Source organism: Gordonia sp. NPDC058843 (assembly GCF_042743165.1).
Lineage (GTDB): Bacteria > Actinomycetota > Actinomycetes > Mycobacteriales > Mycobacteriaceae > Gordonia.
This window is the reverse complement of record NZ_JBHYNC010000061.1, coordinates 1-8,005: the sequence shown is the minus strand read 5'-3', so window position 1 is coordinate 8,005 and position 8,005 is coordinate 1. Positions and strand designations below refer to the sequence as shown.

The following is an 8,005-nucleotide window of genomic DNA, read 5'->3' as shown; positions in this document are numbered from 1 at the left end:
GGGGTGTAGCAACGTGTCTCACCGAGCCCTTCGTGGCTCGTCGCTTGCGCTCCTCGCACCTCAGGGACCAGGGTTTTGCGGTTCTTCCGGATCAGGCAGCGGAAGCGCGTTCGTAGCTGGTACGGGCCGGGCCGCCTCACTCTCGGTTGACAACCCGGGTCAGTTCGACAGACCGGCGTCCTTGCTGCCGTAGGCTTCCCGCAGTCGTGGCTTCACGACCTTCCCGCCGGCGTTGCGGGGCAGCTCATCGATGATCACCAGGTCCTTGGGGTGCTTGAACCGCGCGAGGTTCTCGTTGAGGTGCGGTTCGAGGTCGGCGAGGGTGAGATCGTCGACGCCCTCGGCGAGCACCACCACGGCGACCGGCACCTCGCCCCACTTCTCGTCGGCGCGACCGATGATGGCGGCCTCGGCGATGCTCGGGTGCCCGTATAGCGCGTTCTCGACCTCGGCGCAGTAGATGTTCTCACCGCCCGAGATGATCATGTCCTTGGCGCGGTCGACGACGTAGAGGAAGCCTTCCTCGTCCTGGCGTACCAGGTCGCCGGAGTGAAACCATCCGCCGCGGAAGGCTTCTGCGGTCGCCTCGGGCTTGTTCCAGTAACCGATCATCATGTTGGGCCCGCGGTAGACGATTTCGCCGACCTCGCCGGGTTTGACGTCGTTCATCAGTGGGTCGACGATGCGCGCGGTGACCGCCGGCACGACCTTGCCGATGGAGCCGAGCTTGCGCAGCGCATCCTTGCCTTCGAGGATCGTCGTCACCGGCGACATCTCGGTCTGGCCGAACGCCGTCATGTTGGCGGCCTCCGGGAACGACTCGTTCATCGCGTTCAGGATGGAGTCCGACGCCGGCGCCGCACCCCAGCTCATGGTGCGGAGCTTGAGGTTCCGGGGCCGCACTCTCTGCGCGGCGCACACCGCCTGCCACTGGGCGGGCACCATGAAGACCGAGGTGACGCCCTCGCGTTCGAGGGTGTCGAGCATGGTGTCGGGATCGAAGGCGCCGAGCGGGTGCAGTACCGCGCGCACCCCGCGATAGAAAATCGGTGCGAAACCGCCTATCCCCGCGATGTGGAACAGCGGCGGCACGATCGAGGCGACGTCATCGGATTGACCGTTCGTGGTAGCCAGCGTCGTCACCGCCTGCGCCTGGAGATTCTGGTGGGTGAGCATGGCGCCCTTGGGTTTCCCGGTGGTTCCCGAGGTGTACATGATGGCGGCGACGGTGTCCTCGGGCACGTCGACCTCCGGCAGGTCCGACGCGTCCTCTGCCACGAGGGTCTCGAAATCGAGATGGGCGTCGTTGTCGCTGCCGTCGACGACGATGATGGTGTCGATCTGGCCGGTCGATCCGGCGACCGCGTCGGCGATCGGCGCGAGCAGGGTTTCGGTCACCACCACTGTGGCCCCGCTGTCGGTGACGAGGTACGCGACCTCGGCGGGGCTCATCCGGATGTTCACCGGCACCGGGATGGCGCCGATCAGGGTGGCGCCGAGGATGGCCTCGATGTACTCGGTGCGATTCAGCAGCGCCATGAGCACCCGGTCACCGAACCGGACGCCCCGCCGGTGGAGGGCCGCACCGAAGGCATGCGAACGGTCGTCGAGTTCCTTCCAGGTGGTGTTCTTGTCGAGGTAGGTGATCGCAGTGTTGTCCGGGGTCATCATGGCGTGCCGGCGCACCTGGTTGTTCCAGTGATTGCGTCGTGAGCGGTACGGCTCCGTGGTCAGGTTGCTGGTGACGTCGGCGCTTGCAGTCATGACTGCCTCCCATTCGTCGAGCGGACTCGACCCGTTGTGAACACCCTCGATGAGGGATCGGCACTGTTGTGTCTCGAGTCACACATTAGGTCGTCCGTGTTGCCAGATTCAGGCATTCCCGCGGTTTGGTGGGCGTCTCCCGTTGTTCGTGCCGGGCCGCGCGCTCCGTTCCCGCCCGGAACGATTTGTCGACGAACCGGAGTGGGAACGGAGCGTGGGCTCACGTTGTCTCTGTGGAGTTGTCAAAGGACTGCTGCGGTCCCGAGGAATTCTCGGGTGCGGGGAAGGTGCTGCGCGAAGTGTGTTGTGGTCAGGCGGCGTCGTCGAGGTGCATGGTGCGCCGGTTGTAGGCGGGTAGCGGTCGGCGTCGTGGGTCGATCGTCGCGGGTGGTACGAGCCAGGGGTGTCGGTCGAAGCCCATGACGACGTCCCATCCGTGGTGGTGGACCTGTGTGTGGCAGCGTTGGCAGAGTAGACAGCCGTTATCGAGGTCGGTGGGACCACCGTCGGCCCAGTGCGCCACATGATGCACCTGCGTATGTGACGGTGGTGCACCGCATTTGATGCAGCAGCTGTCGCGAACGATCATCGCTTTTCTGAGGTGTGGCGGGAACAGTCGGTGGGTGTGCCCCATCTGTAGAGGCACGCCCTCATCGTCGAGGACGATCTCGGCCAAGGATCCGTCGCACGAAATCTGGCGAGCTGTTGCCTGGCTGACGGAACCGGTCCACGGCAGGGTGGCCGGATCGACGCCGGTCGCGGGGATGGTCAACATCAGTTGCGTGCGCGGGCTCCCAACACTGTCAATCGTCGCACCGATCGCTGCCTGGTCGAGGATCAGCTCGAAGGCGTCGGCGCGTTGCTGCTCTGCGGTGCGCCGATCCTCGGCGCCGTCGGGTTCAGTTCGTGGGCAGGTTCGTTCGTCGATCATGGCCCGGAACTTCTCTCCGACCAGTTGGGTGAGATCGGCGCGGATCACGACGCGGCCGTCGTCGGTGGTGTGCGCCGTCACCGAGTTCAGAGACGAATCGTCGGCGGCGGGGAGACGTATGTCGGACGCATCAGCGAGAGTGTTGGCGATCGTCCGTGCGCGCTCGAGGACTTGCGTCGGCGTCGCACCAGACAAAGCTTGCGCGAGAAGTTCAATCTCGTAAGAGTTCTTGTCGTCGTCGGAGAGTACATCAGGACACCGTTTCTCGATCTGGTTCATACCCCGGATGACGGCGTCGAGGACTTCCGAGGACAATCGTCCGTCCGCCGCGTGACGAGCCACTGCGGGAAGCGCGGGTAGGCCGTCGACACCGCGCATGGTGCGCATGGCTGCGGCGGGTGCGTGACCTGACTCGATCAGCATCCTCTTGGTGGTGCTGCCGACTTTCCGCGCGACGCCCAGCGTGTCGAGTTGTGCTGTGTGGGTGACGATCTGGTGGGCCACGACATTGGCGATCAGTCGCAGAGTGTTGAGGTCCTCGAATGTTGTTCTGCCCGTGGGATCGTCGGCGGGTGGGGTGATCTCGATGAGCTGATCGAGGAGGGTGTCGAGCTCTGGCATGGCTCCAAGCTACAGGAACATGCGTTCGATTTCGAGGTTTAGCCACAAGTCAGTTCGACGAATTCGTCGCCTGTGCAGCATATTTCGTTGACTGTGCGCCGTTTTTCGTTGACTGTGCACTACCCGTTGACAGTGGTTGACTCCAGTAACACCCGTATCGAATCCTGCGTAATCGGACCGCGGGCATCCGCGGCATCGAAGGTCCGGACCGGCACGCACGTCCAGGCGTCGGCATTGCGTACTCGCGCCGACAGTAGGCTGCAGTGCCGGAGCGCGAGGGCTTTCCCTCCCTACACCTCACCCGCACGTCGTCGAAGGTAGTCTCGCGCACGCTCGTCGCGCGTGAGCTCGGCGGACAGCTCGAAGTGCTCACGAGCTGCGTCGTAGTGCCCGGCGCGAACCAGTAGATCCGCCTGTGCCGCGTGGAACGGTCCGAAATCCGAGGCATCACTGCCCAACTCGGCAAGCAGAGACAGTCCGTGTACAGCAGAACTCGCACGCCCGACGATGGCGGCGTGAGCAATACGTGCACCCAGCGTCGGGGCAACCGCGACGAGCGCGGACGACAGAGCCGACAGCGCAGCCCAGTCGACGACACCGGTGCGAGCGCGGTCGGCGTGGACGGACTGCATCGCCGCCTCGAGTTGGAATCGTCCGTGCGGCTGCCCGAACGACGATGCTCGTCGAAGCATTGCCTCACCGTCCCGGATGAGCGCCCCATCCCAGGTGGCGGGGTCTTGTTCCTCGAGCGGCACGAACGGGCCCGTCCGTCCCGGCGCCCGCGACAACGACAGCGCAATCAGGGCGGCGAGACCCCAGGCCTCCGGTTCGTCGAGCAGCGAAGCGAGTGTGACGGCCAGGTAGAGCGACTCCCCCGCCATCGATTCGACGGTGTCGGGGTGAGAGCCGTCCGCGTCGTTCCACGCGATGGCGAAACATCCGTAGACGGCCTCCAGTACCGCGGGCAGACGTTCCGGCATGGCCGCGCGGTCGGGGACGACGAACGGTATGCGTGCATTGCGGATCCGGCGCTTGGCGCGGACCAGGCGCTGCGACATCGCCGACGGCGCCACCGCGAACGCAGCGGCGATGTCGGTGGCTTCGAAGCCGAGCACCGACTGCATCATGAGCGGAGTTCGGGCGGTTGCGTCGATGGCCGGATGCGCACACGTGAACAACAACTCGAGGCGTTTGTCCGGGATTGCGTCAGGGTCGAGATCGTCGAAGGGGGTCACTGCGGTCGCTCCGGGGGAAAGGGTGTCGTCGAGGACCGTCGATGTGCGGTGGGCCGCCGACTTCCAGACATCGCGCTGTTGATTACGTGCGACGGTGAGCAGCCAGCCCTCCGGGTTCGCCGGTACCCCGTCGGATGACCAGGTGACGAGTGCCCGTTCGAAAGCGGTTGCCAGCGCGTCCTCGGCGAGAGCCAGGTCCCCCGAGGTGGCGGCGAGAAGCGCCACCAGCCGCGAATACGATTCGCGGGCAGCGTGTCCGGCGGCGGTGTGCGCCTCTCGCTCTGTCATGGGTCCGACGTCACGCGTTGGGGATCCAGGCGCCGTCGACGGTGTACGTCGCGCCGGGCCGGATCTCGACGACGCCCCACTCGATCGGCGGTGCCTGACGCGCCCACTCGATGGCGGCGTCGAGGTCGGCGACATCGATGACGACGGTTCCGCCGAGTTGTTCCTTGGTGTCGGCGAACGGACCGTCCTGGACCACGAGTCGGCCGTCGACCTTGCGCAGAGTGGTCGCGACCTCCGAAGGCTGCAGGACTTCGGCGCTCACGAGCACGCCGGCGTCCTGGAGGGCGGTGGTGTACGCGGCGAAGGCCGCCTGCCCTTGTGCGATGGCCTCCTCACCGAGAGTCGACGCGTCCATCTCCGGGTAGTGCAGCAGCAGCGAGTAATGCATGATCTGACCTCTCGTTCATCGAACCGCGCATCGGTCCGTGTGCAGTGATGACGACCGTGCCGAGCGCCATTCGACATCTTCGACAGACAATTTTTCCGGCTATCCCGCCCGACCCCTGCGGAGGGCCGTCACGAAGGGCTGCCGAGCCGGTCGGCACGAGCCGCGGCGTCGGGCCACATCGCGGGACACGGCAGGCCTGGGACGCTCGCCATCTCGAAGTGCCACCACTCATTGGCGAAGGTTCGGCACAGACCCCATCGGTGACCGGTGCGTTGGAGCCAAGCGGCACCTTCGCGTGGGCCGACGTCGATGGCCTGGCCGCGCACGTGGGTCGACTGTTCGGGAGGCAGGACCCACCGTCGCGCCGCTTCCGGACTTCCGTGGGTCGCGATCGCGTCCCGCCACATCTGACGCTGCTCGGCGTGGGTTCGCTTTCCGGAGGTGATCCACAACGGAACCCCCTGCGCGCGAGCGGTGCTCGACGCCTGCTGGTAGGCCGTCGCCAAGACCGGATCGAGGCCGGCGGTCGACGGTGCGGCGTTCGCGGGCGCGGCGCCGATTACGGCCATCAGGAGGGCGCCGAGGACAGTGACAACGAGGACCGCGAGAGGGCGCGGCATAACGTCCGGAGAGCTCATTACCGCAGTAAACCGTACAACCGACACCTGCTGCATCCGACTGCGCGATGCGACTATCGTCATCGTCGGGTGGGCCGCGTGCGAGCCTGTGGAGGGTCGGAAAAATGAAGAAGCGTCTGGTGGTCTGTTGCGACGGCACGTGGAAGTCGTCGAAGGACCCGAGAATCTCGAATGTGGAGAAGATCGCCCGGGCTGTCACGACTGATGCCGACGACGGCGCGGTCCAGCTCGTCCACTATGTCAACGGTGTGGGGACCGGCTCCGGCTGGTCCGACCGCATCATCGGCGGGGCCTTCGGTCGAGGGCTCGACGCCAATCTGATCGATGCGTACCGCTTCCTCGCGCTCAATTACGAGCCCGGCGATGAGATCTTCGTCTTCGGATTCAGTCGCGGCGCGTACACCGCGCGAAGTCTCGGCGGCATGATCTGGCAGATTGGGCTTGTCACGCCGCACGAACTCGCCCAACGCCCGACCGAGAACCTGTTCGAAACGGTCCTGCGGTATTACCGGATGAAGCGCGAGGACCGCCCGGCACAGACTCCGGGCACGCAGGTGCCGGTCAAGTTCATCGGGGTCTTCGACACCGTCGGCGCGCTCGGCGTTCCCGGTATCACTCGCGTCAAGCACAAGTTCCACGATGTGAAGCTCGGCAGGAACGTCGAAGTGGCCCGGCAGGCGCTCGCGATCGACGAGCGTCGGCTGACGTTTGATCCCTGCGTCTGGGAGGTCAAGGAGGAAGACCGGGGCGAGATCGACATCAAACAGGTGTGGTTCGAAGGGGTCCACTCCGATATCGGCGGTGGTTTGGCGGTCACTGAACCGTCGGAACTCAGTCTGTCCTGGATGGTGCGCGAGGCGCACCTCGCAGGCCTGCAGTTCTGCTATAGGCGATTCACGCCCATCAACTTCCCCATCGACCCGTCGAACGAGAAGTACACGACCAACAAGTCCATGAACGCCGCGTACGGAATCGTCAACGCGATCAAGATCGTGTTCGGACCGCTCCGCATGCGCGGTGAGACCGTTCGGCACAAGCGTCAGGCGCGACGACTTGAAGTGGAGAACGACAACGCAATCCCGCTGCTCATCGCCGCTCCCGCGCTGACGCGGTGGAACGACGACGTCGGATCACGCAAGAAGAAGGCAGAGAACATCGGCGACTGGACGACGTTGGTCAGACAGACAAAGGTGCCACTGGCGAACCGCGTGATCGAGATACCGCCGCTCGAAGCGCCAGTCACCGCGCCGCAGACAGCGGTTACCCCGAACACGAGGGCCGAACCGCTGGCTACCCCGCGATAGTCACTGCGGGGCCACGTCTTTCGTTGCGGCGATCTGAATCAGATTGCCGCACGTGTCGTCGAAGACCGCGACGACTGCAGGACCGATGTCGGTCGGTTCCTGGGTGAACTCGACGCCGAGGCCTCGAAGCCTCTCGTATTCGGCCTGAACGTCATCGACGGTGAACTGCGCCAACGGGATTCCGTCTTCGATGAGCGAATCGCGGTAGGGTTTGACCGCGGGGTGGCCGGACGGTTCGAGGAGGAGCTCCATTCCCTCGGGGTCTTGAGGGGACACAACCGTGAGCCACCACGTGTCCTCCCCCATCGGAATGTTGTGCCGCGTCGTGAATCCCAGTATCTGGGTGTAGAACTCGTGCGCCTTGCGCTGGTCGTCGACGAAGACGGACATCAGTGTGAGCCTCATGGGAGGTCCTTTCGAGGGGCGGGCCACCGGTCAGCGATCTCGCGGAGCGGTCCGGGATCGAAGTAGTGGAATTTGGAGCGTCCGCGTTTCTCTGCGTGGACAAGTCCGGCGGACTCCAGCACGCCCAGATGCTGCGAGATCGCCTGTCGGCTCAAGCTGAGTCCCCGTCGGGACGTGAGTCGACCGCAGATCTCGAACAGCGTCTGACCGTCACGCTCGACGAGCTCGTCGAGGATTGCCCGCCTCGTCGAGTCATCGAGTGCATGGAACACGTCGGCCACACCTGACAATAGGCAAGTGGTCACTTGCATGTCAATGGTGTCCCTTAGGTGCCCACCCATTGCTCCCTAATCCGAAAGAACCGCATAACCCCTGGTCCCTGAGGTGCGAGGAGCGCTAGCGACGAGCCTCGAAGGGCCTGGTGAGACACG

Annotated in this window: 8 protein-coding genes; 1 reads left to right on the top strand and 7 read right to left on the bottom strand. The window is 65.0% G+C overall.

What is annotated here, in order from left to right; all coding sequences use genetic code 11:
- Nucleotides 1–159 precede the first annotated feature (159 nt).
- The 5 genes from fadD5 to ACFW3F_RS23910 form a co-directional block, all read right to left on the bottom strand.
- Complete coding sequence (gene fadD5 / locus ACFW3F_RS23930; protein ID WP_388061931.1) at nt 160–1,764, bottom strand: fatty-acid--CoA ligase FadD5; 1,605 nt, start codon at nt 1,762–1,764, stop codon at nt 160–162.
- A 310-nt stretch (nt 1,765–2,074) separates the two neighbouring features.
- Complete coding sequence (locus ACFW3F_RS23925) at nt 2,075–3,316, bottom strand: DUF222 domain-containing protein (protein WP_388061929.1); 1,242 nt, start codon at nt 3,314–3,316, stop codon at nt 2,075–2,077.
- Between the two features lie 290 nt (nt 3,317–3,606).
- On the bottom strand, nt 3,607–4,839 hold the full coding sequence (locus ACFW3F_RS23920; protein ID WP_388061927.1) for an RNA polymerase sigma factor: 1,233 nt from the start codon (nt 4,837–4,839) through the stop codon (nt 3,607–3,609).
- A gap of 10 nt (nt 4,840–4,849) precedes the next feature.
- Nucleotides 4,850–5,227 carry a YciI family protein gene (locus tag ACFW3F_RS23915; protein ID WP_388061925.1) on the bottom strand — a complete coding sequence of 126 codons (378 nt, stop codon included), beginning with the start codon at nt 5,225–5,227 and terminating at the stop codon, nt 4,850–4,852.
- 128 nt (nt 5,228–5,355) lie between these two features.
- Entirely contained in the window at nt 5,356–5,796 is a 441-nt protein-coding gene (locus ACFW3F_RS23910) for a M15 family metallopeptidase (protein WP_388061967.1), read from the bottom strand.
- A gap of 173 nt (nt 5,797–5,969) precedes the next feature.
- Between ACFW3F_RS23910 and ACFW3F_RS23905 the strand changes: the two genes are divergently transcribed.
- The gene (locus tag ACFW3F_RS23905) at nt 5,970–7,169 is read left to right on the top strand and encodes a DUF2235 domain-containing protein (protein WP_388061924.1); all 1,200 of its coding nucleotides are present in this window, start codon (nt 5,970–5,972) and stop codon (nt 7,167–7,169) included.
- Here ACFW3F_RS23905 and ACFW3F_RS23900 read toward each other — a convergent pair whose 3' ends face one another.
- Both ACFW3F_RS23900 and ACFW3F_RS23895 read right to left on the bottom strand, forming a co-directional pair.
- Nucleotides 7,170–7,574 carry a VOC family protein gene (locus ACFW3F_RS23900; protein ID WP_388061922.1) on the bottom strand — a complete coding sequence of 135 codons (405 nt, stop codon included), beginning with the start codon at nt 7,572–7,574 and terminating at the stop codon, nt 7,170–7,172.
- A complete protein-coding gene (locus ACFW3F_RS23895; RefSeq protein ID WP_388061920.1) occupies nt 7,571–7,885 on the bottom strand; it encodes an ArsR/SmtB family transcription factor in 315 nt (104 codons plus the stop codon). The genes ACFW3F_RS23900 and ACFW3F_RS23895 overlap by 4 nt, the downstream gene beginning before the upstream one ends.
- Between the last annotated feature and the right edge of the window lie 120 nt (nt 7,886–8,005).

Excerpts from the sequence above, each read along its gene's own strand:
- fadD5 (WP_388061931.1), bottom strand. The coding sequence starts at position 1,764 with ATGACTGCAAGCGCCGACGTCACCAGCAACCTGACCACGGAGCCGTAC.
- ACFW3F_RS23925 (WP_388061929.1), bottom strand. The coding sequence starts at position 3,316 with ATGCCAGAGCTCGACACCCTCCTCGATCAGCTCATCGAGATCACCCCA.
- ACFW3F_RS23920 (WP_388061927.1), bottom strand. The coding sequence starts at position 4,839 with ATGACAGAGCGAGAGGCGCACACCGCCGCCGGACACGCTGCCCGCGAA.
- ACFW3F_RS23915 (WP_388061925.1), bottom strand. The coding sequence starts at position 5,227 with ATGCATTACTCGCTGCTGCTGCACTACCCGGAGATGGACGCGTCGACT.
- ACFW3F_RS23910 (WP_388061967.1), bottom strand. The coding sequence starts at position 5,796 with ATGGCCGTAATCGGCGCCGCGCCCGCGAACGCCGCACCGTCGACCGCC.
- ACFW3F_RS23905 (WP_388061924.1), top strand. The coding sequence starts at position 5,970 with ATGAAGAAGCGTCTGGTGGTCTGTTGCGACGGCACGTGGAAGTCGTCG.
- ACFW3F_RS23900 (WP_388061922.1), bottom strand. The coding sequence starts at position 7,574 with ATGAGGCTCACACTGATGTCCGTCTTCGTCGACGACCAGCGCAAGGCG.
- ACFW3F_RS23895 (WP_388061920.1), bottom strand. The coding sequence starts at position 7,885 with ATGCAAGTGACCACTTGCCTATTGTCAGGTGTGGCCGACGTGTTCCAT.